This is a genomic window from Streptomyces sp. NA04227, assembly GCF_013364195.1.
Lineage (GTDB): Bacteria > Actinomycetota > Actinomycetes > Streptomycetales > Streptomycetaceae > Streptomyces.
In genome coordinates, this window is record NZ_CP054918.1 from 6,475,160 (window position 1) to 6,499,511 (window position 24,352).

At 72.2% G+C, this 24,352-nt stretch carries 18 protein-coding genes; 10 read left to right on the plus strand and 8 right to left on the minus strand.

The genetic code is table 11. The annotated features are described in order from the left end of the window. The first annotated feature begins 5 nt into the window (after window positions 1–5). Window positions 6–1,511 carry a GTPase HflX gene (hflX, locus tag HUT18_RS27525; protein WP_176103220.1) on the plus strand — a complete coding sequence of 502 codons (1,506 nt, stop codon included), beginning with the start codon at window positions 6–8 and terminating at the stop codon, window positions 1,509–1,511. Window positions 1,512–1,608: 97 nt separating this feature from the next. On the opposite strand, the gene HUT18_RS27530 is transcribed toward hflX, so the two are convergent. The 7 genes from HUT18_RS27530 to HUT18_RS27560 form a co-directional block, all read right to left on the minus strand. Next, a complete protein-coding gene (locus HUT18_RS27530) occupies window positions 1,609–3,456 on the minus strand; it encodes a beta-galactosidase (RefSeq protein ID WP_254878838.1) in 1,848 nt (615 codons plus the stop codon). A 273-nt stretch (window positions 3,457–3,729) separates the two neighbouring features. Continuing rightward, window positions 3,730–4,929 (minus strand): serine protease, encoded by a 1,200-nt coding sequence (locus HUT18_RS27535; RefSeq protein ID WP_176103222.1) that lies wholly within the window; start codon window positions 4,927–4,929, stop codon window positions 3,730–3,732. Window positions 4,930–5,164: 235 nt separating this feature from the next. After that, entirely contained in the window at window positions 5,165–6,382 is a 1,218-nt protein-coding gene (locus HUT18_RS27540) for a serine protease (protein WP_176103223.1), read from the minus strand. 292 nt (window positions 6,383–6,674) lie between these two features. Next, window positions 6,675–8,222 (minus strand): ABC transporter ATP-binding protein, encoded by a 1,548-nt coding sequence (locus HUT18_RS27545; protein WP_368661576.1) that lies wholly within the window; start codon window positions 8,220–8,222, stop codon window positions 6,675–6,677. A gap of 5 nt (window positions 8,223–8,227) precedes the next feature. Next, window positions 8,228–9,085, minus strand: coding sequence for an ABC transporter permease (locus tag HUT18_RS27550; RefSeq protein WP_176103225.1), 858 nt, complete (start codon window positions 9,083–9,085; stop codon window positions 8,228–8,230). Continuing rightward, window positions 9,082–10,089: an ABC transporter permease gene (locus tag HUT18_RS27555; RefSeq protein WP_176103226.1), complete on the minus strand. Its 1,008-nt coding sequence runs from the start codon at window positions 10,087–10,089 to the stop codon at window positions 9,082–9,084. The genes HUT18_RS27550 and HUT18_RS27555 overlap by 4 nt, the downstream gene beginning before the upstream one ends. After that, a complete protein-coding gene (locus HUT18_RS27560) occupies window positions 10,074–11,621 on the minus strand; it encodes an ABC transporter substrate-binding protein (RefSeq protein ID WP_176103227.1) in 1,548 nt (515 codons plus the stop codon). Before HUT18_RS27560 ends, HUT18_RS27555 begins: the two co-directional genes overlap by 16 nt. Window positions 11,622–11,926: 305 nt before the next feature. On the opposite strand from HUT18_RS27560, the gene HUT18_RS27565 reads away from it, so the two are divergent. Genes HUT18_RS27565 through HUT18_RS27585 form a run of 5 tightly spaced genes read left to right on the plus strand, consistent with a single transcriptional unit; the run spans window position 11,927 to window position 17,797 of the window. Beyond that, on the plus strand, window positions 11,927–12,916 hold the full coding sequence (locus HUT18_RS27565; protein WP_176103228.1) for a TauD/TfdA family dioxygenase: 990 nt from the start codon (window positions 11,927–11,929) through the stop codon (window positions 12,914–12,916). A 33-nt stretch (window positions 12,917–12,949) separates the two neighbouring features. Further along, the gene (locus HUT18_RS27570; protein ID WP_176103229.1) at window positions 12,950–13,981 is read left to right on the plus strand and encodes an ornithine cyclodeaminase family protein; all 1,032 of its coding nucleotides are present in this window, start codon (window positions 12,950–12,952) and stop codon (window positions 13,979–13,981) included. Further along, entirely contained in the window at window positions 13,972–15,327 is a 1,356-nt protein-coding gene (locus tag HUT18_RS27575) for an alanine racemase (RefSeq protein WP_176103230.1), read from the plus strand. Before HUT18_RS27570 ends, HUT18_RS27575 begins: the two co-directional genes overlap by 10 nt. A 31-nt stretch (window positions 15,328–15,358) precedes the next feature. Continuing rightward, on the plus strand, window positions 15,359–16,387 hold the full coding sequence (locus tag HUT18_RS27580; RefSeq protein WP_176103231.1) for a cysteine synthase family protein: 1,029 nt from the start codon (window positions 15,359–15,361) through the stop codon (window positions 16,385–16,387). A 6-nt stretch (window positions 16,388–16,393) separates the two neighbouring features. Beyond that, window positions 16,394–17,797: an MATE family efflux transporter gene (locus HUT18_RS27585; RefSeq protein WP_176103232.1), complete on the plus strand. Its 1,404-nt coding sequence runs from the start codon at window positions 16,394–16,396 to the stop codon at window positions 17,795–17,797. Window positions 17,798–17,867: 70 nt separating this feature from the next. Here the strand turns inward: HUT18_RS27585 and HUT18_RS27590 are convergent, their stop codons facing one another. Beyond that, on the minus strand, window positions 17,868–19,052 hold the full coding sequence (locus HUT18_RS27590; RefSeq protein WP_176103233.1) for an MFS transporter: 1,185 nt from the start codon (window positions 19,050–19,052) through the stop codon (window positions 17,868–17,870). Between the two features lie 227 nt (window positions 19,053–19,279). On the opposite strand from HUT18_RS27590, the gene HUT18_RS27595 reads away from it, so the two are divergent. The 4 genes from HUT18_RS27595 (at window position 19,280) to HUT18_RS27610 (ending at window position 24,258) form a co-directional block, all read left to right on the plus strand. Continuing rightward, window positions 19,280–19,729 (plus strand): hypothetical protein, encoded by a 450-nt coding sequence (locus tag HUT18_RS27595; protein ID WP_176103234.1) that lies wholly within the window; start codon window positions 19,280–19,282, stop codon window positions 19,727–19,729. A gap of 415 nt (window positions 19,730–20,144) precedes the next feature. Further along, entirely contained in the window at window positions 20,145–21,530 is a 1,386-nt protein-coding gene (locus HUT18_RS27600; protein WP_176103235.1) for an aminotransferase class III-fold pyridoxal phosphate-dependent enzyme, read from the plus strand. A gap of 92 nt (window positions 21,531–21,622) precedes the next feature. Beyond that, the gene (locus HUT18_RS27605; protein ID WP_254879105.1) at window positions 21,623–23,488 is read left to right on the plus strand and encodes an IucA/IucC family siderophore biosynthesis protein; all 1,866 of its coding nucleotides are present in this window, start codon (window positions 21,623–21,625) and stop codon (window positions 23,486–23,488) included. Then, a complete protein-coding gene (locus HUT18_RS27610; protein WP_176103237.1) occupies window positions 23,485–24,258 on the plus strand; it encodes a GNAT family N-acetyltransferase in 774 nt (257 codons plus the stop codon). The genes HUT18_RS27605 and HUT18_RS27610 overlap by 4 nt, the downstream gene beginning before the upstream one ends. Window positions 24,259–24,352 lie beyond the last annotated feature (94 nt).

A 24,352-nucleotide genomic window follows, 5' to 3' on the forward strand; every position in this document is an offset into this window, starting at 1 on the left:
ACCCAATGACCTCCTCTTCTTCCCTTCCCCAGGCCGCACGGAGCGCTGCTCAGAAGTACGCTGAAGGACTCGCCAAGGACCTTCGGGCCGATGCCCTGATGGAAGAGGACGTCGCCTGGAGCCACGAGATCGACACGGACCGGGACGGCGACCAGTTCGACCGCTCGGACCGTGCGGCCCTGCGTCGTGTCGCGGGGCTGTCCACCGAACTCGAGGACGTCACCGAGGTCGAGTACCGCCAGCTCCGTCTCGAGCGCGTGGTACTCGTCGGGGTGTGGACCTCCGGCACGGTGAACGACGCCGAGAACTCCCTCGCGGAGCTCGCCGCCCTCGCCGAGACCGCCGGAGCCGTCGTGCTCGACGGTGTGATCCAGCGCCGGGACAAGCCCGACGCGGCCACGTACATCGGTTCCGGCAAGGCCCGTGAACTGCTCGACATCGTGCTGGAAACGGGCGCGGACACCGTCATCTGCGACGGTGAACTCTCCCCGGGCCAGCTGATCCACCTCGAGGACGTCGTCAAGGTCAAGGTCATCGACCGTACGGCGCTGATCCTCGACATCTTCGCCCAGCACGCCAAGTCCCGTGAGGGCAAGGCGCAGGTGGCGCTCGCACAGATGCAGTACATGCTGCCGAGGCTGCGCGGCTGGGGTCAGTCCCTGTCGCGGCAGATGGGCGGCGGCAAGGGCGGCGGGCTCGCCACCCGTGGTCCCGGTGAGACCAAGATCGAGACCGACCGGCGGCGGATTCGCGAGAAGATGGCGAAGATGCGCCGGGAGATCGCGGACATGAAGACCGGCCGCGAGATCAAGCGCCAGGAGCGGCGCCGCAACAAGGTGCCCTCGGTGGCCATCGCCGGGTACACCAACGCGGGCAAGTCCTCGCTCCTGAACCGGCTCACCGGCGCGGGTGTACTGGTGGAGAACGCCCTGTTCGCCACCCTCGACCCGACCGTGCGCCGGGCCGAGACCCCGAGCGGCCGCCTCTACACGCTGGCGGACACCGTCGGCTTCGTCCGGCACCTGCCGCACCACCTGGTCGAGGCGTTCCGCTCGACCATGGAGGAGGTCGGCGACAGCGATCTGATCCTGCATGTGGTGGACGGTTCGCACCCGGCCCCGGAGGAGCAGCTCGCCGCCGTCCGCGAGGTCGTCCGCGAGGTGGGCGCCACCTCGGTGCCCGAGATCGTGGTGATCAACAAGGCCGACGCCGCCGATCCGCTCACCCTGCAGCGGCTGATGCGCGTCGAGAAGCGGGCCATCGCCGTCTCGGCCCGTACCGGCCAGGGCATCGAGGAACTGCTCGAGCTGATCGACGCCGAACTGCCGCGGCCCGAGGTCGAGGTGACGGCCTTGGTGCCGTACGCGCTGGGCCGCCTGGTGGCCCGTGCGCACACCGACGGCGAGGTGATCTCCGAGGAGCACACCCCAGAAGGCACCCTGCTCAAGGCGCGGGTGCACGAGGAACTCGCCGCGGAACTCGCCCCGTACGCCCCCGCGGCCACGGGCTGACGCGACACCCGAAGGCCCCGACGGAGCACGCTCCGCCGGGGCCTTCGGCATGTCAGGGACCGCTGGCCTGACTTGCTGACCGCTGGCCGAGGACCCCTCAGCCCAGGTCCGGGTCCTCCCTGATCTCGATCTCCTTGCCGGTCCGCTCCCACTCCATGACGACGAGTTCATTGGAGCCGCGGCGCCACAGACGGCCCGGGGCGTACAGGGTGACCTGCGGGCCCCGGTCCGAGTACCGGCCGAGGGAGAAGCCGTTGAGCCAGAGCATGCCGTGGCCCCAGCCGGGCAGTGCCAGGAAGGCGTCGGCCGGGGTGCCCACGTCGACGGTCGCCCGATGGAAGGCGGGTGCGGTCGCCGACCCTCCGGGCTTGAACCGCAGGACGCTCAGGTCCTCCAGCGGCATGCCGCGGTTCTCCCAGCCGAACAGGGCCTGCGGGCCGAACATGACCTGGCCGCTGATGCCCTTGGGGTCGACGATCTCCTGCCCGTAGTTGACCCGGCCAGTGGCTTCCACCAGGAGGTCCAGGGTGCGGGACTCGCCCTCGACGGCGAACTCCACGCCCGTGTCGGGCTTGGTGCGGTCCAGAGTGCCGAGCAGCTTTCCGTCGCTGAACACCAGCGCACGGTCCCCGAGCCCGGTCACCTTGAGCTGCTGTTTGCCGAGCGGCCCGCGCACCGTGGTGCGGTAGTGGACCACGCCGTAGGGCTGTCCCAGCTTCTCCATGGGCAGCGGCGCTGCGCTGCGTACGGGCTTGCCGAGCCGGTCCAGGGAGTCGAGCAGGCTCACCGAGGCGGTGGTGGTGACCTTGCCCGCGGGCTGGTGCGGCGGGTCGGCGGGCAGCGGCCCGGGCGGCAACGAGCCGTACTCGCCGAGGACTTCGCGGATGCGGTGGAACTTCTCGGTGAGGCGGCCGGACTCGGAGATCGGTGCGTCGTAGTCGTAACTGGTGATCGTGGCCTTGTAGTTGGTACCCGTGCGATTGGCTCCGGCCCACCAGCCGAAGTTGGTGCCGCCCACGGCCATGTACAGGCAGACCGAGCCGCCCGCCTCGAGTATCTTGCGGACGTTGCCCGCGGTGGTGACGGGGTCGGTGGTGTTGTGCTTCCCGCCCCATTGGTCGAACCAGCCGTCCCAGAACTCGGTGCAGAACAGGGGGCCTTCGGGCTGGTAGGCGCGCAGGGCGGCGAAGGGTTCGGCGGGGTCGCCCGCGAAGTTGACGGTGGCGAGCTCGTCCGGCAGGTTGCCGCCGCGCAGCATGTAGTCGGCCGGGCCGTTGCTGCAGAACAGCAGGCTGTCCACGCCGAGCCCGCGCATCCGCTTCTTGAGGTGCTCCAGGTGGTCCCGGTCGTTGCCGAAGCTGCCGTACTCGTTCTCCACCTGCATGGCGATGATCGGGCCGCCCTTGGTGGCCTGGAGTCCGGTCAGCTGGGGCAGCAGCTCGCCGAACCAGGTGTCCACGGCGCGCTGGTAGGCGGGATCCGCGCAGCGCAGCGCGATGTCGCGGTCCTCCAGGAGCCAGGCGGGCAGTCCGCCGAAGTCCCATTCGGCGCAGATGTAGGGGCCCGGCCGCACGATGACCTTCAGCCCCTCCTCACCTGCCATCTCCACGAAGCGGACGAGGTCGCGCCAGTCGCGGAAGTCGGGCTTGTCGGTGCGCCGGGGCTGGTGGAAGTTCCACGCCACGTACGTCTCAAGGGTGTTGAGCCCCAGGTGGCGCATGCGTTGCATCCGGTCGCGCCAGTCGTCCGGATGGGTACGGAAGTAGTGGAAGGCGCCCGCCAGAATGCGGAACGGCTTGCCGTCCAGCAGGAACTCGTTTCCCCGGACCGTCAGGCCCGCGGGGTTGTCGGCCTCGGCGGCCACGGACCGGCCCGCACCCAAGGTGACGGCCGCGGCCCCGACGCCCGCGGCCCCAAGAAATCCTCTTCGGCTGAACTCGCTCACGGCAGCATCCTTTCGGCTCGGTCCACGGAGCATGTGTCTCCGCGATTGGATGTGTTGAGAAAAGTCAAAGCCTGGGGAAGTCTGTGGGTGCGCCCGTCGTTCCTCAAGATGTTTGCGTAAACTCGTTGGAAAGTTGGGAGACTTGAGATGTGGCGGCCTCCGCGCGCGGTGCGCACGGCAAGCACGACGACGTGACACAAGGACGGCGGCCCGCCCTCCCGGAATCCCGGGGGAGCGGGCCGCCGCCCGAACTGCCCTGTGTTACCGCGTCGGTTACCGCGAGCCGTACTTCTCGCTCACCAGGTTGAACACGTCCTGCGCGCCCTGTCCGAGCTGCGGACCGGCCAGCCAGGTGCTGTCCGCCGGGCCCATCGAGGTGTTGGAGACCAGCTTGGTCTTGTCACCGACCACCCGGAACCAGCCGCCGCCGGAGGAGCCACCGGTCATGGTGCAACCGATGCGGTACATCGTCGGCAGCGCGGCGCCGATCGACAGGTTGCCGGGCCGGTCGAGGCACTTGTGCATGATCTCGCCGTCGTACGGCGGGGCGGCCGGGTAGCCCCAGGCGCCCATGGTGCCGACCTCGCGGGCGTCCGGCACGGTGAAGTCGACGTCGAGCGCGTTGCCGACGGTCTCCTCCAGGGACTTGCCGCCCTGCTCCGGCTGGACGTGCATCACGGCGTAGTCGTACGCGAAGGCGTCCGAGCCGGAGTGCGAGCCGTTCGCGATCCACTCGTTGGAGGTGGCGACCCAGTCGGCCCAGTACTGGCCGTAGGGCTGCACCTCCTGGCGGGTGGCGTTGTCGCGGGCCGCGCCCTGCTTGCCGTTGTCGTTGTACGAGGGCACGAAGGCGATGTTGCGGTACCAGCCGCCCTCCTGGCCCGCGTGCACGCAGTGGCCGGCGGTCCACACCAGGTTGGACTTGCCCGGGTTGCGCGGGTCCTTCACGACCGTGCCGGAGCAGACCATCGGGCCCTCGGGGGCGTCGAAGAAGATCTTGCCGACCGGGGCCGCGTGGTTGTGGTACGGGGTCTTCTCGCGCTGGGCCTGCTTCGGCTCCGGGTCCGGGTCGCTGTAACCGCCGTCGTCGTAGGAGCTCTTGGCGCCGAGCGTGACGCCCGGGTCCTTCGCCTCCTTCATCCGCTCGGGCTTCCACAGGCCGTCGATGACCGGGTTGACGAAGTCCTTCGCCTCGCGCAGCCACTTGTCCTTGCCGAAGTCCTTCCAGCCGCCTTCGGCCCACTTGTCGGCGTCGATGCCGTGGTCCTTGAGCTTGTCCTTCAGGTCGCCGGGCAGCTCGACCTTGCCGCCCTCGTCCGCGCCCTGGGAGGAGTCGGCGGCGGGCTTGTCGGCGGCAGAGTCCTCGTCGCCGCCGCCACAACCGGTCGCGGTGAGCGCCAGGGCGGCGACCAGCCCGGTGGCGGCGACGGTCAGACGCCGCGCCCTGGAGAAGGGCGGTCGAATGGAACGCATGGTGCGTAAACCCCCGTGAGTACTTATGTGTGTCATGTGCTTGTCATGGCGTGGCCTGAATCTGTCCCCGGCCGCACGCCCAAGGCCCACCACTATGCCGGGCCAATCGCGGGTGAACAGCGGCGGGGTGGTGAAGATCCTGCAGGTAACCACCCCGCCGCGGTTTACCGGCCGCTCGCGTCGCCCGGATCGACCGGGTCTCGCGAGCAGGCCGTCAAACCGTGTCCGGATATGCCTACTTGGCGAACTTCTCGCTCACCGCGTTGTACACACCCTCGGCCTCCTTGCCCAGGCGAGGACCAGCCAGCCAGCCCGAAGTGATCGGGCCGATGGAGGTGTTGGAGACCAGCGCGGGCTTGCCGTCGCTGCCGTTCGCGATCCAGCCACCACCGGAGGAGCCACCGGTCATGGTGCAGCCGATGCGGTACATCGTCGGCTGGTCCTGGGTCAGCGACAGACGGCCCGGCTTGTCCGCGCACTGGAACAGCTTCTGACCGTCGTACGGCGGCGCCGCCGGGTAGCCCTTGGCCGTCATCTGCTCCAGCTTGGGCACCGCGGGCGCGTTGAAGTCGACCGACACGGCCGAACCGACCGTCTCCTCGAGGGACTTGCCCTCCTTGCCCTTCTCCGGCGTCACGTGGATCACCGCGAAGTCGTACGGCGCGCCGGCGCCGCCCTCGGCCGCACCCTGCTCGATCCACTGGTCGGAGGTCTGCGCCCAGTCACCCCACCAGACACCGTACGGAGCGATCTCCTCGCGGGTGGCCTGCTCCAGCTCGGAGGTCGGCTTCGCGTCGTTGTTGTACGAGGGCACGAAGGCGATGTTGCGGTACCAGCCGCCCTCCTTGCCCGCGTGCACACAGTGGCCCGCGGTCCACACCAGGTTGGACTTGCCGGGGTGCGCCGGGTCCTTGACCACGGTGGCCGAGCAGACCATCGAGCCCTTGGGGCTGTCGAACAGCAGCTTTCCGGCCTCCGGCGCCTTGCCGTGGTACGGCGCGCCGATCGCCTCGGCCTTGACCGGCTCCGGGGTCGGGTCGGTCACGCCCTGGTCGCCGGAGACGTCGCTGTCGTCGACGCCCTTGTCCGGCGGGTTGGCGTCACGCATCCGGTCCGGGTCCCACAGGTCCTCGATGATCGGGTTGACGAAGTCCTGGGCCTCGCGCAGCCACTTGTCCTTGTCCCAGTTCTTCCAGTCGCCGTTCTTCCAGGAGTCCAGGTCGATCCCGTGCTCCTTGAGGCGGTCGCGCACGTCGTCGATGCCGACGCCGTCGTCCGTGCCGTGACCCGGGTCCGTGTTGGTGGGCGAGGAGTCGCCGCCCGCGTTGTCGTCCTCGGGCCCGCAGGCGGTGGCGGTCAGCGCAAGTGCCGCAGCCAGAGCCAGAGTTGCCGCTGTTCTGCGGCGCGCGGCACCGGACCGGCGCACGGCGGAGTACGGACGTATGGATCGCATGGAGTGTCCCCCTGGGCTGAGATGTAACGCACCGCCGCCGGGTCCGACCGGCCGATTCCGGCCGTGCGCCCTGCGGCGTCGTGCTGCTGAACGGCTGCCCACACTATGCCGAGGCCGTACGTGACTTCGCACGGGACGGCAACGGTTCGGATACAGGCTGTCCAAGCAGGCAACCATGCGTGAATATGCCGATTTGGCGCCGTATGCCGGCTCATGGCTCTGGAGTCGGAGCAGCACGCCGGGGAGCCGGTGCCAAGGCGATTCCCGGGCGAGTACGAGCCGCTGTGAACCCTCAGCCGTTCACGGCAACTCCCGTCACCAGTGCGGCGGTTACCGGATGCCGCGGCGCGCTGAACAGGCGGGCGGTGGGGCCGGACTCGGCCACCCGGCCCTCGGTGAGGACCACCAACTCGTCCGTACGGTCGGCGACCAGCCGCAGGTCGTGGCTGACCAGGACCAGCGAAAGGCCGCGCCGCTCACGCAGTTCGCTGAGCAGGTCCATGACGGCCTCGGCGGTGTCCGCGTCGAGCGCGGAGGTGACCTCGTCACAGAACAGCACGTCGCAGTCGGCCGCCAGGGCGCGGGCGATCGCCACCCGCTGGCGCTGGCCGCCGGACAGCTCGTGCGGATAGCGGTCGGCGACCGCGGCGGGCAGTCCGACCTGGTCGAGGAGTTCCAGTACGCGGGCCGGGGCCTCGGCGCGGGTGGCCCTGCGGTGCAGCAGCAGCGGGCGGCGCAGTGCGGCGCCCGCGGTGCGGCTGGGGTTGAGGGTGCCCAGCGGGTCCTGCGGGACGAACTGCAGACGGCGGCGCTGCTCGCGGGAGCGGCGCCGCGCCGTGGGGGAGAGGCCCTCGCCGCTCAGCGAGACGGTCCCGCCGGTGGGCCGGTGCAGCCCGACCAGGGCGCGCAGCAGGGTCGTCTTGCCGGAGCCGGAGGCACCCACGATGCCGAGGTTGCTCCCGCTGGCGAGGGCGAATTCGATGTCGTGCAGGACCGGAACGCGGCGGCGGCGATGGGTGTGCGCGGCACTCAGGCCGGACACGGTGAGCACGGGCGGTCCGGCGGGAGCGGGCGCGGACGGCTCGTCCGAGCCGGCCAGGGACTCCCCAACCACACGTTTTTTTACGGGAGTTGGCGGCCGCGGCCCGGACAGGTCCACGACCTCGTCGGCGAGCCTGGCGACCAGGTCGGCGTCGTGGCAGGACAGGGCGAGAGCGATCCGGTGGCTCTCGGCGAGGTGCCGCAGCAACTCGGCTATCTCGTCGCGCAGTGCGGGGTCGAGTCCCGCCGTCGGCTCGTCGAGGAGCAGTACGGCGGGGCGGCGGGCCAGCGCCCGGGCGAGCGCGACCCGGCGCTGCTGGCCGCCGGAGAGCGCGCCGATGCGGCGGTCCGGCAGGCCGCCGTCGAGGGGCAGCCGCACCTCCGCGAGCTGCGCCGATATCGCCTCCCGGCCGCGGTCCGCGGCGACTTCGGCGAGCAGACGGCGCACGCTCATCCACGGGTTGAGGCTGGAGCCGGGGTCCTGGCCCACGTAGGCGACGCGGTCGCGGCGCAGGGCGCGCAGCTCGGCCGCGGGCAGGGCGAGCGGGTCCCGGCCGAGGACGGTGACGGTGCCTTCGGTGCGGGTGGTGCCCTCGGGCAGGGCGCCCGCGACGGCGCGCAGCAGGGTGGTCTTGCCGCACCCGGAGGGCCCGACCACGGCGGTGACCCGGCCGGGTGTCAGCTCCAGGTCGGCACCCTCCAGGAGCAGACGGCCGTTCGCGGCGGCGATGGTCAGCTGCTCGATGCGCACCGCACTCTCGCCGTCCGGTGCCTGGTTCTCCGAGTACCAGTCGGGCATGTGGTTCACAGCGCGGGCACCGCCTTCCGGCCGGTCGTGGGGACGAGGGCGGCGGCCGCCAGATTGACGCTCATGGCGAGCAGGCCGATGGCGATGCTCGGTGCGAGCACCGCCCAGGGGTTGAGCAGGATGCCGCCGGAGTTCTCGCGGATCATCAACGCCCAGTCGGCGTCCGGCGGTTGGGGTCCCACCTGGAGGAACCCGGCGGTCGCGACGAGATAGACGGCGGCGACGAACCGCAGCCCGAACAGGGCGAGCAGGGTGGCCCGGAGGTTGGGCAGCACCTCGCGGACGACCAGGTACCACAGCCGTTCGCCGCCGACCGCGGCCGCCTCCACGTATCCGGACCGCGCCACCGGGGCCGCCGCGCCCGCGACCAGCCGTACCGCGTAGGGGACGCCGAGCACCACGGACACGGTGACGATGGCCAGGCGTCCGCCGTCCGGCCAGGACAGGGTGACGAGCAGGATGCCGAGGACGGCGGGCAGCAGCATCAGCACGTCGGCGGCGCGCTCGACGATCCGTCCGACGGCCGGGCGCAGCGCGCTGACCGCGCCGAGCACCGCGGCCACCGCGGTGACCAGGACCGCGACGAGCAGCGAGGTGACGATGAGTTCGCGGCCGCCGGCCAGTACGCGGCTGAGAATGTCCCGCCCCAACTGGTCGCCGCCGAGCGGGGCTCCGCCGCCGGGTTCCGCATAGGGGGCGTCGACCGGCGTCTCGATCGACTTCGGGGCCAGCCAGGGACCGGCCAGGGCGAGGGCGGTGAGCAGCAGGGCGGGGGAGACCCGCAGGACGAGGCCGCTGCGCGAGGGCGCACCCGAACGCGCTGTCGGCGGGGCGGACTTGGTCGGTGTGGTCATGTCCGGCCTCCCGAGGCCCAGGCGCGTACGAGGTCGGCGAGCAGCAGGATGCCGGTGAGCACGGCGCCGGTCAGGGCGACGACCCCGGCGATCAGCGGGCCGTCGCGGTCGGTCACCGCTCCGGCGAGGACGGAGCCGATACCGGGGTAGTTGAAGATCGTCTCCACCACGACGGCGCCGCCGAGCAGCATGCCCGTCGACGTGGCGATGCCCGCCGTGATGGTGGGCAGTGCGCCGGGCAGCAGGTGGTGGGTGAGGATCCGGCGCCGGGGCAGCCCGTCAAGGACCGCGGTCTCGATGTGCGGCGCCTTGGCCTCGTCGGCGAGGGCGGCCCGCACGATACGGGTGTTCCAGCCGATCTGGGGGATCGCCAGGGCGAGTGCCGGCAGGACGAGCATCTGCCAGGAGGCGGGCGAACCGTTCGCGTCGGTGAGCGTGACGGCGGGCAGCCAGTCCATCCACAGGGCGAAGACCAGCACCAGTGCCACCGCGACGACGAACTCGGGCAGCGCGAGGATGCCGGAGGCGCTCGCCGAGACGGACCGGTCGACGGCGCCGCCCGGCCGGGCCGCAGCCCAGCAGCCGAGCAGCACCGAGACCACGGCCGTCAGCAGCAGCGCGATCCCGCCGAGCAGCAGGGTGTTGGGGAACGGGCGGGACAACAGGTCGGCGACCGGCTCGCCGTGTGCGGAGGTGCCGAGGTCTCCGGTGGGCAGGCCGGTCATCCAGTCCCAGAACCGTTCGGAGACCGGGCGGTCCAGGCCGAGCAGCCGACGGCGTTCGTCGACGTCGGCGGCGCTCTCCCCGCGTTCGGAGGTGGCGGTGGCCGCGTCGCCGGGGAGCAGTTCGACAGCGGCGAAGACGAGTGCGAGGAGCACGGCGAGCAGCAGGATCCGGCGGGTGAGGACTCCGGCCAGGTGCAGGGCTGTGCGCAGGAACGCCGGAACCGGCCGGGGCAGCGTGCTGCCACCGGCCGGTTCGGCTCCGCTCAGCGAGCCAGCCATGCCTGCTCGAGCTGTACGCGTCCGTAGCCGGGCAGGGTGGGCAGACCGCGGACCGGCGGGCCCGCGAGGTCGATGCCGTCGGCCATGCCCCACAGCAGGTAGCCGGACGACTCGTGCTGGATCTCCTGGAGTTCGCGCAGCGTCTTCGCGCGGGCCGCGGGGTCCTTGGTCGCCATGGCCTTGCGGTACGCGGCGTCGAACTCGGTGTTCTTCCAGCCCGCCTCGTTCTGCGCGGAGTCGGAGACCATGGTCTTGCTCGCGAAGAAGACCACGGAGTCGTTGGTGCCCCAGTAGGTCGTGTACAGGTCGCCCTTGAGCCAGGTCTTGTCCCAGAAGGTGGCGGACTCCTGCTTGACCACCTTCACCTTGACGCCCGCCTCGCGGACCTGCGAGGCGAACAGGGTGGCCGCCTCGGCGAGGCCCGGCACGTCCTCGGTGGTGAGCAGCCGGTAGGTCTTCGACAGGTCGAAGTCGGCTTCCTTCAGCAGCTTCTTGGCCTTCACCAGGTCGCGTGCGCGCTGTGGGACGTCCTTGACGTAGGCGGGGTCGCCGGTGCCGAGGATGTCGTTGGCGACCGTGCCGTAGCCGGACAGCACCTGCTTGACCATCGCCTCGCGGTCCACCGCCAGGCGCAGCGCCTCCCGGACCTTCGCGTCCGCGAACGGTCCGTCGGCGGTACGCATCACGATCGGCATCGCCATGTCGTTGGGGCGCCGCACGACCTGGATGTCGCCGCGCTTCTCGGCCGTACGGGCCGCCACCGAGCCGACGTTGGAGGCCACGTCGATCTGGCCGCCGAGCAGCGCGTTGGCCATCGCCTGCGGGTTCTCGAAGATCTTGACCTCGATGGCGTCGAGGTGGACCTCGCCGCCGTACCAGTCCTCGTTGCGGACCAGCCGGGCGTTGCCGGAGCGGAACCAGTCCAGCTTGAACGGGCCGGTGCCGGGTGCCTTGCCGACCTCGGAGTCCTTGGTGTCCTTCTTGAGGACGAAGGTCGTCAGACGGGTGAGCTGGGGCAGTTCGGCGTTGGGGTAGTCCGAGACCAGGACGACCGTGCCGGTGCCCTCGGCCTTGATGTTCTCCGCCTTGATGCCGGGCAGCCGGGAGGCGCCGGAGGGGGTGCCGCGCAGTCGCTTCAGGGACCAGACAACGTCCTCGGCGGTGACCGGTGAGCCGTCGTGGAACTTCGCGCCCTTGGCGATCGTGAACCGCCAGGTCTTCAGATCGTCCGAGGACTTCCAGGAAGTGGCAAGCCGGGGAACGGTGTTGGGCTTGGTGCCGGGGACGGTGAGGGTGTCGTGGACCAGCGAGATGATCAGGTAGTCGCTCTCGTTGGCCTGGGTGCTGTGCGGGTCGCGGGTGATGGCCGAGGCGCGGCCGAGCGCGCCGACCCTCAGTGTGCCGCCGCGACGGGGCTTCTCGTTCTTGCCCGGCTTGGCGGAGGTGTCGTCCCCGCCGCCGCAGGCGGCGAGGAACGTGGCCGCGCCTATTCCGCCACCGGCCCACAGGACTTGGCGTCTGTTCAGGTTCACGTACGACCGACCTCGATCCACTCCATACGACAGTTTGCTTAGGCGTGCCTATCCTAAGATTCGGCCATGCGCAAGCGGCGAGTGAGGCCTGTGACCTCACCTGTCGAAGCGTCAAGTCCGCGCACGGAAGCACGTGGTGGCCGAAATGCGCGAGGGGTGCACGGATCGAAGCACTGGACACTAGTAAGGCTTGCCTTACCTAAATCGCACTGATACGTTTCGGCCGCGTCGACGCCACAGTCTCCAGATCCGCGTTCCGGACATACCGCACCCCGCACCCGCACCCCGAAACGGATGATTCCGCCATGCCCACGGGAGCCGCGCCGATAAGGCAGCTCGACCCGCACGCCGTCGACGAGTTGACCCGCACCGCCCGGAAAATCCTCGCCGAGTTCGGCAGTTCGGCCACCCGGCCCGAACTGCTCGGCCGAGTCGCCGAATCCGCCGCCCTGTTCAGCGACCCGATCCGCGAGCACTGCCGTCCGGTCGACACCGACGACGGCCTGTTCGTCCTGCGCGGTCTGCCCCTGGACGACGCGGACATCGGTCCCACGCCCGCGAGTTGGGCCACCGCCGGCGACCGCGCGGCCGAATGGGACGTGATCCTGCTGCTGCTCACCGCCGCCATGGGCCACCCGATCGCCTGGGCGGGACAGCAGGAGGGCCGGTTCGTGCACAACATCGTGCCCTCGCCCGGACACGAGACGGAACAGACCGGCGCCAGCAGCGGCGTGCTGCTCAGCCCGCACACCGAGGACGCGTTCCATCCCGGCCGCGCGCATCTGCTGCTGCTCGCCTGTATGCGCAACCACGACGCCATCGCGACCACCGCGGCCAGTATCCGCAAGGTCCAACTCGCCGACGACGACATCGAGTCGCTGACCCGCCCGGAGCTGCCCATCCTCCCCGACGACGCCTACGCCGAGGCGCAGTCCTTCGGCGGCGTGCCACCGAAGGTCCCCACCCTCTGGCGCTCCGAGACCGGCACCACCCTGCGCTACGACCCCGCCTACACGCCCCTCGAAACGGCCTCCGCCGAACACCGCGCCGCCTACGCCCGGTTGACCGCCGAACTGGAGCGCGTCTCGGTGGCCGTGTCCCTGGAGCCCGGCGAGGTGCTCGTGGTCGACAACGACCTGGTCGTCCACGGCCGGGTGCCCTTCCAGGCCCGCTACGACGGCACCGACCGCTGGCTGAAGCGGGCATCCGCCCGGCTGCCCGGCCGCCGGAGCCGCCCGCCCGCCGAGCGGGAAGAACACGGCTACGGCCAGGCCGCGCTCGTGGCCCACCCCTGAACCCCGCCCTCTCCTCGTACGAAGGGACCAGCTGTGACCGGCACCCCCGCCAGCGCCGACCGCGACCCGGTCGGCATATCCGCGGACGACAAAGCCCTGCGCATCCTCAGCACCAGTGACGTCGCGGGCCTCGACATCTCCCTCGCCGACGTGGTCGCGGTGGTCGAACAGGCCTACCGCACCCTCGCCGACGGCAAGTCGGCCAACCCGCGCAAACTCACCGTGAAGCCCGAGGACGGCCACTCCGTCTCCTACGCGATGCTCGGCCGCGACGGCGTCCGCGAGGTCGTCGCTGTCAAGACCTCGTACAAGCACGGCCTGGACAAGTCGCGCGACGAGCAGCACTACTACACGACGCTGACCCTCTACGACGACGTCACCGGGCTGCCCGTGGCGATGATGGACTGCGGCCGCGTCGGCTCGCTGCGCACCCCGGCCGTCTCGGCACTGCTCGCCCGCGAGCTGGCCGCGCCCGCCAGCCGCAGCGCGCTGGTCATCGGCACCGGTACGCAGGGCCGTCTCGCCCTGCCCTTCCTGCTGACCACACTGCCCGGCCTGGATCGGCTGATGGTCCACGGCAGCCACCCCGAGGGCCTCGCCGCGGTCCGCGAACGCCTCCACCACTACTTCCCCGACCGGGAGTTGGAGGTCGTCGAGGACGTACGGGCGGCCGCCGCCGAGGCGGACGTGGTGGTGGCCACCGCCGGTCAGCACACCCGCGCCGCCGTCGAGTCGGCCGACCTGAAGCCGGGCGCCCTGTCGATCCTGGTCGGCCACGGCATCGCCCCCTCCACCCTGCACGAGGCGGACCGGGTGATCGCCACCAGCGAGGCGCAGATGCGGGTCACGGGCACCGACATGGCCGACGCCGACGGTCAATTCCCGGCCGTGGACGCGGAGTTCCCCGAGGTGATCGCAGGGCGCGCGAAGGGCCGGGGTGCCGCGGACGAGCGGATCTTCGCCTACAACAGCGGCCTGGTCGTCACCGACATCGCCCTTGGGCACCGGTTCGCCCAGCTCGCCGTCGAACAGGGCCTGGGAACGCGGGTGTCACTGTGGCAGTGACCCCTCTCCCGGCGGCGGCCGCCCCGCCGCTGCCCGCCCACCCGGACCCGTACCTCGACGCACTCCTCGCGAGCGGACTGCCCAAGGATCTCTCGTACGCCTTCGGTGGCCCGTTCCATCTGCTGCTGCCGGAGCGCTTCGACGCCAACCTGGCCGCTTTCACAAGGGTGTTGGACGAGACGGGCGTAGGCGGCCGGGTGTACTACGCGAAGAAGGCCAACAAGGCCGCCGCATGGATGGACCGCTGCGCGGTGACGGGCACCGGCGTGGACGTGGCCAGCACCGGCGAACTCCGGGACGCGCTCGGCCACGGGGTGCGCGGCGAACACCTCGTGCTCACCGGCCCCGCCAAATCCGCGGAACTGCTGCGGGTCGCCGTGCTTCAGGGCTGCCTGATCGCCGTGGACGCGCCCGACGAACTGGAGCACGTACTCACCCAGGCGCGCGCCCTCGCCCGCCGGGCCCGGGTCCTGCTGCGGCGACTGCCCCCGGCCCAGCCGCACAGCCGCTTCGGCCTCGACGACGCGGAACTTGAGGCCGCCCTCGCCCGGTGCGCCGAGGCCCCGGACGCCGTCGACATGGAGGGCTTCTCCTTCCACCTGTCCGGCTACGCCACCGAGCCGCGCGCCCAACTGGCCGTCGAACTGGTCGAGTTGTGCCTCAAAGCGCGCACCCTCGGCCTGCGCGCCGACCGGATCAGCATCGGCGGCGGCCTCGCCGTCGACTACACCGACGCCGCGCACTGGGAGCACTACCTGCGCGAGCAGCGGCCCGACCACTACCACGCGGGCAAGTCCTTCGACGCCGGGGACTTCTACCCGTACCACTCACCCGTGGCCGGCGCCGAGGCCCTGCGGGCGGTGCTCGGCGCGCACGCTCTCGCCGAACGCCTGCGCGCGGCAGGGGTCTCGCTCCTCCTGGAGCCCGGCCGTGCCCTGCTCGACGGCGCCGGATGCACGGTCTTCGGCGTCCAGGGTGTGAAGGACCGCCCCGGCTACGGCATCGTCACGGTGGACGGCAGCAGCCTGAGCCTGTCCGAGCAGTGGTTCAACAGCGAGTACCTGCCGGACCCGGTACTGCTGCGCGGCGAGAGCACCGGCGGCGAGCCGTACCCGGCCTGCGTCGGGGGCGCCACCTGCCTGGAGTCCGACATGGTCACCTGGCGCAAGGTGGCGCTGCCCGCACGTCCGGCCCCCGGCGACCTGCTCGTCTACCCCAACACCGCCGGGTACCAGATGGACTCCAACGAGTCTCCGTTCCACGAACTCCCGCTCCCGCCGAAGGTCGTCGTCGAGAACGCCGACGGCCGTATCCGCTGGCGGCTGGACCGCCACCCGCTCTCCTGACTCGCCCTCTCCCTCCCCCAGGAGTCCCCCGATGGACAAGGCGCTCTCGCGTCCTGCCGTGGTCAGCCGCGTCTCCGACCTCATCGGCCACACCCCGCTGTTCGAACTGTGCCGCACCGAGAACGGCAGCCGACTGCTCCTGAAACTGGAGCAGTTCAACCCGACCGGCACCGCCAAGATACGGATGGCCCGCCAGATGGTCCTGGACGCCGAGGAGCGCGGACTGCTGCGCCCCGGCGGCCGTATCGTCGAGTCCACCTCCGGCAACACGGGCCTCGGCCTCGCGGTGGTCGCCGCCGAACGCGGCTACACCTTCACCGCGGTCGTCGACCACCACGCCGCCGCCGACAAACTCCGCGGCATGAAGGCCCTCGGCGCCGAACTGGTCTACGTCGCCGAGGAGGGCGACGAGGAACTGGCCACCGCCGCCCGCGAGGAGTTCGCCGAGAAACTGGCGGACGAGGACGACACCGCCTACTTCACCGAGCAGCACAACAACGCGGCCAACGCGGTCGGTTACTACAGCGTCGCGCATGAACTCGACGCCGCCCTCGACGGCCGTATCGACATCCTCGTCGGCGCCGTCGGCACCGGCGGCGGGCTGTGCGGCACCGCACGGGAACTGCGCAAGACCGTGCCGGACGTACGGATCGTGGGTGTCGAACCGAAGGGCTCCATCGCCTTCGGCGGGCCCGCCCACGACTACTACCAGTCCGGCACCGGCACCCCCGAGGGCGCCACCATCGGCCTGCTGGTCGACTTCGACCTCATCGACGAGGGCGTCAAGGTCGGCGACGTCGAGGCCTTCGCCACCGCCCGCGTCCTCGCCCGCCGCACCGGTCTGCTCATCGGCGGCTCCGCGGGCGGCGTCGTCCACGAGGCGCTGACCCGCATGTCCGCCCTGGAACCGGGCACGACTATGGTCGCGCTGGTCAACGACGGAGGCGAGAAGTACATGGACACCGTCTTCCACGACGACTGGATGGACGCCCGCAACCTGACCGACCCGGCCGTCGAACGCGAAGTCGACGAGCTCCTGGCCAAACTCCGCGAGAACTGAAGCCCCATGCCGACACCGTTCACCACCCTGCTCAGCGACAGCCGTGCCCTGGCGACGCTGGCCGTACCGCTCGCCCTGACCCAGCTCGCCCAGGTCGCCCTGACCACCACCGACACGGTGATGATGGGCCTGATGGGCGCCGAGGCGCTGGCCGGGGGCGGCCTGGCGCTGGTCATCTTCAACCAGCTCCGCACCATGGGCGTCGGCATGGTCACCGCCGTCGGCAACCAGGTCTCCGCCGCCTCCGCCCGCGCCGACGAGGACGGCGAACTCACCGCGGAGGCGGCCGAGGAGGTCCGGGGAGTGGTGCGCGCCGGGCTGGCGCTCGCCACCCTGTCCGGCCTGTTCGGCGCCCTGGTGATCCTGGCCCTGGGCCGCCTCGTCGGCTACCTCGGCCAGGACGCCGACGTGGTGGACCGCGCCTGGCCGGTGATCCTCGCCCTGGCCCCCGGCCTGGTCCCCTGCCTGTGGTTCCAGGCCATCCGCCAGTTCACGGTCGGCATGCGCAGACCACAGGCACTGCTGCAGATCACCATCGCCTCGGTGGCCGTCAACGCGGCCCTCAACTGGGGCCTGGTGCACGGCACCTGGCTGCTGCCCGAACTCGGCCTGCCCGGCATCGGCGTGGCCACCAGCATCGTGTACGCCCTGACCTGCCTGGCCCTGTACGCCTCGGCCCGCCGCGACCCCCGGCTCGGCCCGCTGATCGACATCCGGATCTGGAAGTCCGACCCGGCCACCCTGCGCCGCCTCGGCGGCCTCGGCCTGCCCATCGCCGCGACCTACGGCTCCGAGGCCGGGTTCTTCTCCGTGGTCGCCCTGATCATCGGCACCTTCGGCAGCGCCGCCCTGGCCGCGCACACCGCGGTCAACCAGCTCATCTACATCGTCTTCCAGATCGCCGTCGGCCTCTCCCACGCCGCCTCGCTCAACGTCAGCCGGGAACTCGCCCTGGACCGGATCGTCGCGGCACGGCGCATCAAGAACACGGCCCTGGCCTGCGCGGCCGCCGTCATGGCCGTGGTCGGCCTCGTCTATCTGACCGTTCCCGGCCTGGTTCTGCGCCCCTTCCTCGACGCCTCCGCCCAGGACGGCAACAGCGCCACCGACATCGCCACCAACCTCCTCCTGGTCGCGGCGGTCCTCCAGTTCTTCGACTGTGCCCAGAACATCGGCGTCGGCCTCCTGCGCGGCCTCGACGACACCAGGAGCGGCTTCCGCATCACCCTCGTCGGCTACTGGCTCGTCGGTCTGCCTGCGGCCTGGCTGCTCGGCACCGTGGCCGACCTGGAGACGGTGGGCGTCTGGCTGGGCCTGCTCACCGGCCTCGCGGTCACCGCCCTGCTCCTGCTGCGGCGCTACGGGCAGGCGTTGTCGGGGCGGGCGGTGGGGGAGGTGGTCCCGGCCTGAGCCGATGGGGGCGGGCCCCCGGCTCCGGCCCAAGTGGCGTGCGAGCCCGGGCAGTTGAGGTGGCCTGCTCTCAGGCCGCCTCCGCCGCGGCCACCCGTCGCAGCCGGAGCCCGACGGCCGTGGCGAGCAGCGCGACGACCGCGGTGAAGATGACGCCCGCGGGCCTCAGACCCAGCCACACCGCCATCGCGCCGACTCCGACCACGGGCAGCGAGATACCCGCGTACGCGACGACGAAGAACGCAGAGACGGTCGCGCCCCGTTGGGCGTCCGGAGCGGCGGTGCCCACCGAGGTCACGGCGGCGCGGAAGGCGAGGCCCTGGCCGGTGCCGCCGGTGACCGCACCGCAGATCAGCAGGGGCAGGGATTCGAGCAGCAACGCCCCGGCGATCAGCGCGAGACCGGCGACCAGGACCAGACAGCCGTACGGCAGCGCGCGACGGGCACCGACCCTCGGCGACAGCAACTGCCCGGCGGTGGAGGCGAGGAACACGGAGAAGACCACCACGCCGGAGACGGCCAGATTGCGGACGTCGAGCGTCTCGGCGATGAAGCTGGGGGCCACCGCGGTGAACAGGCCGAGCAGCGAGAAACCCGCGAACCCGGCCAGCGCGGCCGGTGCGAACAACGAGCGGACCCGCGGCGGGACGACCATGCCCTGAGGCTTGAGCCGCGGCCGGTGCTCGCGCTCCGCGACCGTCTCCGGCAGGGCGAACAGCAGCAGCGCGGCGAGCACGAGCAGCGCCAGATGGACCAGGAACGGCAGGGTCAGCGGCCGGGGCGCGTACTCGGCGAGCAGCCCGGAGAGCAGCGGACCGCAGCCGAGGCCGCCCATGTTGGCGGCGGTGGCGGCGAACCCCGCACGGCTACGGGCGTCGGGCGCGGCCAGTTCCAGTACGGCGGCGGTCGCCGCACCGCTGAACAGCCCCGCGGCGAAACCCGAGAGCAGCCGTCCGGCGAACAGCAGCGGCAGCCCGCCCTCCAGCAGAAAGCACACCGCGCTCCCCACGGAGAGCAGCAGCGCGACCAACAGGACGGGGCGGCGCCCGGCCCGGTCGGAGTAGTCCCCGGCGGTGAGCAGCACCGTGATGACCCCCACCGCGTAGACGGCGAACACCACGGTGACCATCAGCTCCGAGAAGCCCAGCTCCTCGCGGTAGAGGCCGTACAGCGGGGTGGGCAGCGTGGTCCCGGCCATGCCGATGGCGAACACGGCCGCCGCCGCCGGGTATCCGAGGCGAACGGAGCTGGGCATGGGCTCACGCTAGGACGTCCCGGCGTGGATACGGGCGAGACGCGCAGAAGGCGGTCCCCGCCGCTGTGCCCCCACCGCACGCCGCCCCCGCGACACCGACGAGCGGGCGCGGACTCGGCGCGACCCGTGCTTCCCGTGCGCCCCTGCCATCCGGGCGACGGTCCGTTCGGCGGCTCTCCCACCAGGCAAAGGATCGGAAAACGTCCGTTCGAGCATGGGACACAGATATGAGACGAGCCACGCGCGCCGCAGCCCTCGCCGCGGTCGCGCTCTTGATCCCCCTCCTGGAAACGGCCCCCGCCACGGCCGAACCGACCCGGGCGGCCCGGCCGCCCGCCCGCCAGCACTCCGCACCCGAGTCGCTGACCTCGGACGACGCGCTGCGCGCCGCCGGATACGAGCGCATGGCGGTCATCCGGCTCTCGGGAGCGACCGGCACGCTGTGGCGCATCATCGAACCCGCGGGCGCCTGGACCTGGCACGGCAACCTCCACAACGCGCCTCCGGGCTCGCGCATCGAGGCCCGCAACTGGTTCGAGAACGTCATCACCAGTGCCGTGGTCGCGCCCGGCCACATCGGCGTCAACACCAGTACCTGGAGCAGCCGTGGCCGGTTCCGGATCTGTATCTACGTCGCGGGCGGACGCAGCGGCTGCTCCTACTTCTCGCCGACCTGATCCGCGACGACGGCCGTAGCGGTGGGCGGTTGACCCGCGCGGGCGCCCGGCAGGCCCCGAGGGCTGCCCGGCGCCCGCGCTCCGGCGTGCGCTCCACCCGTCCCCTCCGGCAACCCGCCGTCAAGCACCCGCACAGCAGAGGCGCTTCTGCCGCCTCGCCCGTTCGTCCCGGCCGGGCGCCCTCCCCGCGCACGGCAGCCCGCCGATGACCGCGCCGCTTCCGCTCGCGGCCGTGCCCCGGACCCCGCCCCGCAGGCGACGACAACTTCCCGCCACCGCAAGGATCTTCGGGTGAACCGTGATCCCCCGCCCCCACGGTCGTTGGTACTACGGGGCCCGTGGCCGTGCAGGGACCCCGCCGTGCCCGCGAGGGTGAGCACGTCGTGCCGGAAGGCAGCAGGGAGGACGAGAGCCCGTGGCCCTGACCGAGCCCGTCACGAGGGCGCCCGGTCCCGCGAAGGACGGCGTTCCACGACGCCGGGCGATCCGCGAGTCCGCGGCGCGCGGCTATGCGTGCGCCTTGCCCGTGGTGCCGGTACGGGCCCGCGGGCTGATCATCGAGGGCGCCGACGGTCGCCGTTACCTGGACTGTCTGTCCGGCGCCGCGGGCCTGGTACTGGGCCACAACCACCCCGTCGTCCTGCGCGCGATCCGCGAGATGCTGGACTCCGGCGAGCCGCTCCAGACACTCGACCTGGCAACTCCGGTCAGGGACAGGTTCGTTGGCGAACTCCTCGGGAGCCTGCCCGGTGAACTCGCCGGGCGGGCCCGGGTCCGGTTCTGTTCCCCGGGCGGGACGGACGCCGTCGAGTCCGCGCTCGCGCTGGTGCGCGCCGCCACCGGACGCACCGACCTGCTCACCTTCACCGGCGCCCGCCACCAGCCCTCCACCGCCGCACCGCCCACGGTGAGCACCCCGCTCCCGTACCCGCAGGACTACCGCTGCCCGTTCGGCACCGGCGGCGAGCGGGGCGCCCAACTCGCCGCGCGCTGGGCCGAATCGCTCCTGGACGATCCACTGTCGGGCATCGGGCGCCCGGCGGCGCTGCTCCTGGAACCGGTACAGGACGAAGGCGGCGTCCTCCCGGCGCCCGCGCCCTGGCTGCGCCGGCTGCGGGAGCTGACCAGCACGTACGGCATCGCCCTGGTCGCCGACGAGAGGCGGACCGGGATCGGCCGTACCGGGTCCTTCTGGGGCGTCGGGCACAGCGGAATCGTTCCCGAGGTGATGGTGCTCTCCGGCGCCGTGGGCGGCGGCATGCCGCTCGCGGTCCTCGTGCACCACGAGGACCTCGGCGACCCGCGCGACGAGGCGTCCCCGGGCACCGTCCGCGGCAACCAGCTCGCGATGGCGGCGGGCGCGGCCACCCTCGCTCATGTCCGGCGCAACGGCCTGGCCGCACGCGCCGGTGAACTCGGCGCCCGGCTGCTCGGCCTGCTGCGCACCCTCGGCGCCGCCCACGACTGTGTCGGCGAGGTGCGCGGCCGCGGACTGATGCTCGGCCTGGAACTCGTCGACCCGGCCGGTACCACCGCGGGAGCGCCCCCGGCCCCCGCCCCCGAACTGGCCCGCCGGGTACGGCAGGAGTGCCTGAACCGCGGCCTGATCGTCGGCCTGTGCGGACGCCACGACGCCGTCGTACGGCTGCTGCCCCCGCTGACGCTCACCGACGAACAGGCCGACGCGGTGGTCGAGCGGCTCGCCGACGCCCTGCGCGCGGCGGCCGCGGCCCGGCCGCCCGGCACCGATCCGCTCCGGCCCGACGTACGCCCTACGACTCCCATTCATCCTCCGAGGTAGCCCCCGTGAACGCGACCCCCTCACCCGACGGCACGCCCCGCAAGCCCGGTCAGGGCGAATCCCAGCCGTCACCGCAGCCCGAGACCGCCGCCGTGCCCCGGCAGGCGGCGGGCCCGCGCCACCATCCGCCCGCCCCGGCGGGGCCGGACCCGCTGGACCACGAGGACCCGCGGAGCGCCGCCCAGGCGGCGGGCGCCGAGAACCTGCTGCGCTGCTGGGTGCGCGAACGGGCCCTGGGCAGGCCGGAGAACGGCACGCTGCGGCTCGCGCTGCCCGCGTCGAGGACCGCCGTCCTGGTGCCGGTGCACTACTGGTCGCGTTCGGGCTGGCACCGCTTCGGGCCGCCCCGTATCGAAGGCGCCCCGACGAACGCACCGCCGCTCGACGCCGTCGCGCTGGCCGCCCTGCTCGCCCGGGAGGGCGCCGATCCGGCATCCGGCGAGGAGGTCCGGGTGCCCGAACAGGGCGCTGCCGCCCGGCGATCCGAGCCCCCGGCCGCTGCCGGCGCGGACACCGAGAGCGCCGATCTGGTGGCCAGGGTCGCCGACTCGGTGCGGCGCACCGCGCACTTCCTCGCCGAGCGCAGGGCCCGGCCCGGCGACCCGGCCGACCTGTTCCTCGGCGGCGAGCAGGCCCTGGTCCTCGGCCATCCGCTGCACCCCACACCCAAGAGCCGCGAAGGCCTCTCGGAGACCGAAGGGCGCCTGTACTCACCGGAGTTGCGCGGCAGCTTCCCGCTGCACTGGCTCGCGGTGCACCAGTCCGTACTCAGCGCCGACTCGGCCTGGACCGAGGGCGGCCGCGCGGTCCCCGCCGAGCAGCTCGCCGCCCGCCTCGGCGGCGCCGAACTGCCGCTCCCCGAGGGCTTCGTGGCCCTGCCCGCGCACCCCTGGCAGGTCCGGGAGGTGCGCGAACGGGACGACTTCGGCGAGCTGTTCGCCGCCGGACTCCTGGTCGACCTGGGCGCGCACGGCCCCCGGTGGAGCCCGACCTCCTCGGTCCGCACCGTCTACCGCACCGGCGCGCCCGCGATGCTGAAGCTCTCGCTCGGCGTACGGATCACCAACTCCCGCCGCGAGAACCTGCGCAAGGAACTGCACCGAGGCGTCGAGGTGCACCGTCTCCTGCGCGGCGGGCTCGCCGCCCGCTGGCGGCACGCGCACCCCACCTTCGACGTGGTGCGCGACCCGGCCTGGCTGGGTGTCGACAGCCCGCGGGGCGGTCCGCTCACCGGGCTCGACGTGGTGATCCGGCACAACCCCTTCGGCCCCGGCGACGACGTGGCCTGCGTCGCGGGCCTGGTCGCACCGCGCCCCACCGGCTCGGGCACCGGACCGCTCCGCTCACGGCTCGCGGAACTGGTGCAGCGCCTGTCCGCCCGGACCGGCGCCCCGCTCGGAGCCGTGTCCGCCGAGTGGTTCCTGCGCTACCTGGAACAGGTCGTGCGCCCCGTCCTGTGGCTGGACGCCGAGGCGGGCATCGCGCTGGAGGCGCACCAGCAGAACACGCTGCTGCTGCTCGACGCGGAGGGCTGGCCCGCCGGAGGCCGCTACCGCGACAACCAGGGCTACTACTTCCGTGAGTCACGGCGGGCCGAACTCGCCGCCCGGCTCCCGGGGATCGCGGCCGAGAGCGACACCTTCGTCGCCGACGCCGTGACCGACGAGCGCTTCGCCTACTACCTCGGCATCAACAACGTCCTCGGCCTCATCGGCGCCTTCGGCTCGCAGCGCCTGGCCGACGAGGAACTCCTCCTCGCCGCCTTCCGCCGCTTCCTCGCCGAGGCCGCGGGCGGCAGGGACAAGACCCGCTCCCCGCTGCCCGCGCTGCTGCTCGACACCCCGGTGCTGCGCTGCAAGGCCAATATGCTCACGCGGCTGCGCGGCCTGGACGAACTCGTCGGCCCGGTCGACACCCAGTCCGTGTACGTCACCTTCGCCAACCCCCTGCACGCATGAGCCCGGAACCCGCGGCCCATGCCACGGCGGACACCTCCACCGGCCCCGCCGCCCGCGACGCCCCGTACGACAACGAGGACACGCTGGAGCTGCGGCTGCCGCCGAGGCCCGAGCCGCTGCCCGCTCCCGAGGAGCCCGCGCCCGGTTCGTTCGCCCCGGGCGACCTCCTCGACCACGTCGCCCGCTGGTCACCGGCCCGTACCCCGCTCGGCGTCTTCCGGCTGGTCCCGGTACGCCCGGAGCGGGACCTCGCGCTGCTCGCCCGGTGGATGAACGACCCGGCGGTGGACGAGTTCTGGACACTGGCCGGGCCCGAGCAGCGGACGGCGGAGCATCTGCGGCCCCAGTTGGAGGGCGACGGGCGCAGCGTGCCCTGTCTCGGAGTGCTCGACGACGTGCCCATGAGCTACTGGGAGATCTACCGCGCCGACCTCGATCCACTGGCCCGGCACTACCCGGCCCGGCCGCACGACACCGGGGTCCACCTGCTGATCGGGGAGGTCGCCGACCGTGGCCACGGAGTCGGCCGCGTGCTGTTGCGGGCGGTGGCCGACCTCGTCCTGGGCCACCGCCCCGACTGCCGCCGGGTGGTGGCCGAGCCGGACCTGCGCAACACCCCCTCCGTCTCGGCCTTCCTGGGCGCCGGATTCCGTCTCGCGGCCGAACTCGACCTGCCCGACAAACGCGCCGCGCTCATGCTGCGCGACCGCCACCCGCGCGCGGCACCGCGCGCGAGACCGGACAACCAGCCACCCCCGCAAGGGAGTTGAGGTCGGCCCTGACCCCACGGGCGGACCCCTCGCCGCCGCGCGGCGGCCGAGCGACCTGCGACGAACAGCGCCACCCCGGCCGCTGCGGCCACCA

What these genes read in the sequence shown, in the direction of transcription:
- hflX (WP_176103220.1), top strand. Translation starts at nt 6, where the DNA reads ATGACCTCCTCTTCTTCCCTTCCCCAGGCCGCACGGAGCGCTGCTCAG.
- HUT18_RS27535 (WP_176103222.1), bottom strand. Translation starts at nt 4,929, where the DNA reads ATGCGTTCCATTCGACCGCCCTTCTCCAGGGCGCGGCGTCTGACCGTC.
- HUT18_RS27540 (WP_176103223.1), bottom strand. Translation starts at nt 6,382, where the DNA reads ATGCGATCCATACGTCCGTACTCCGCCGTGCGCCGGTCCGGTGCCGCG.
- HUT18_RS27545 (WP_368661576.1), bottom strand. Translation starts at nt 8,222, where the DNA reads ATGCCCGACTGGTACTCGGAGAACCAGGCACCGGACGGCGAGAGTGCG.
- HUT18_RS27550 (WP_176103225.1), bottom strand. Translation starts at nt 9,085, where the DNA reads ATGACCACACCGACCAAGTCCGCCCCGCCGACAGCGCGTTCGGGTGCG.
- HUT18_RS27555 (WP_176103226.1), bottom strand. Translation starts at nt 10,089, where the DNA reads ATGGCTGGCTCGCTGAGCGGAGCCGAACCGGCCGGTGGCAGCACGCTG.
- HUT18_RS27565 (WP_176103228.1), top strand. Translation starts at nt 11,927, where the DNA reads ATGCCCACGGGAGCCGCGCCGATAAGGCAGCTCGACCCGCACGCCGTC.
- HUT18_RS27580 (WP_176103231.1), top strand. Translation starts at nt 15,359, where the DNA reads ATGGACAAGGCGCTCTCGCGTCCTGCCGTGGTCAGCCGCGTCTCCGAC.
- HUT18_RS27585 (WP_176103232.1), top strand. Translation starts at nt 16,394, where the DNA reads ATGCCGACACCGTTCACCACCCTGCTCAGCGACAGCCGTGCCCTGGCG.
- HUT18_RS27590 (WP_176103233.1), bottom strand. Translation starts at nt 19,052, where the DNA reads ATGCCCAGCTCCGTTCGCCTCGGATACCCGGCGGCGGCGGCCGTGTTC.
- HUT18_RS27595 (WP_176103234.1), top strand. Translation starts at nt 19,280, where the DNA reads ATGAGACGAGCCACGCGCGCCGCAGCCCTCGCCGCGGTCGCGCTCTTG.
- HUT18_RS27610 (WP_176103237.1), top strand. Translation starts at nt 23,485, where the DNA reads ATGAGCCCGGAACCCGCGGCCCATGCCACGGCGGACACCTCCACCGGC.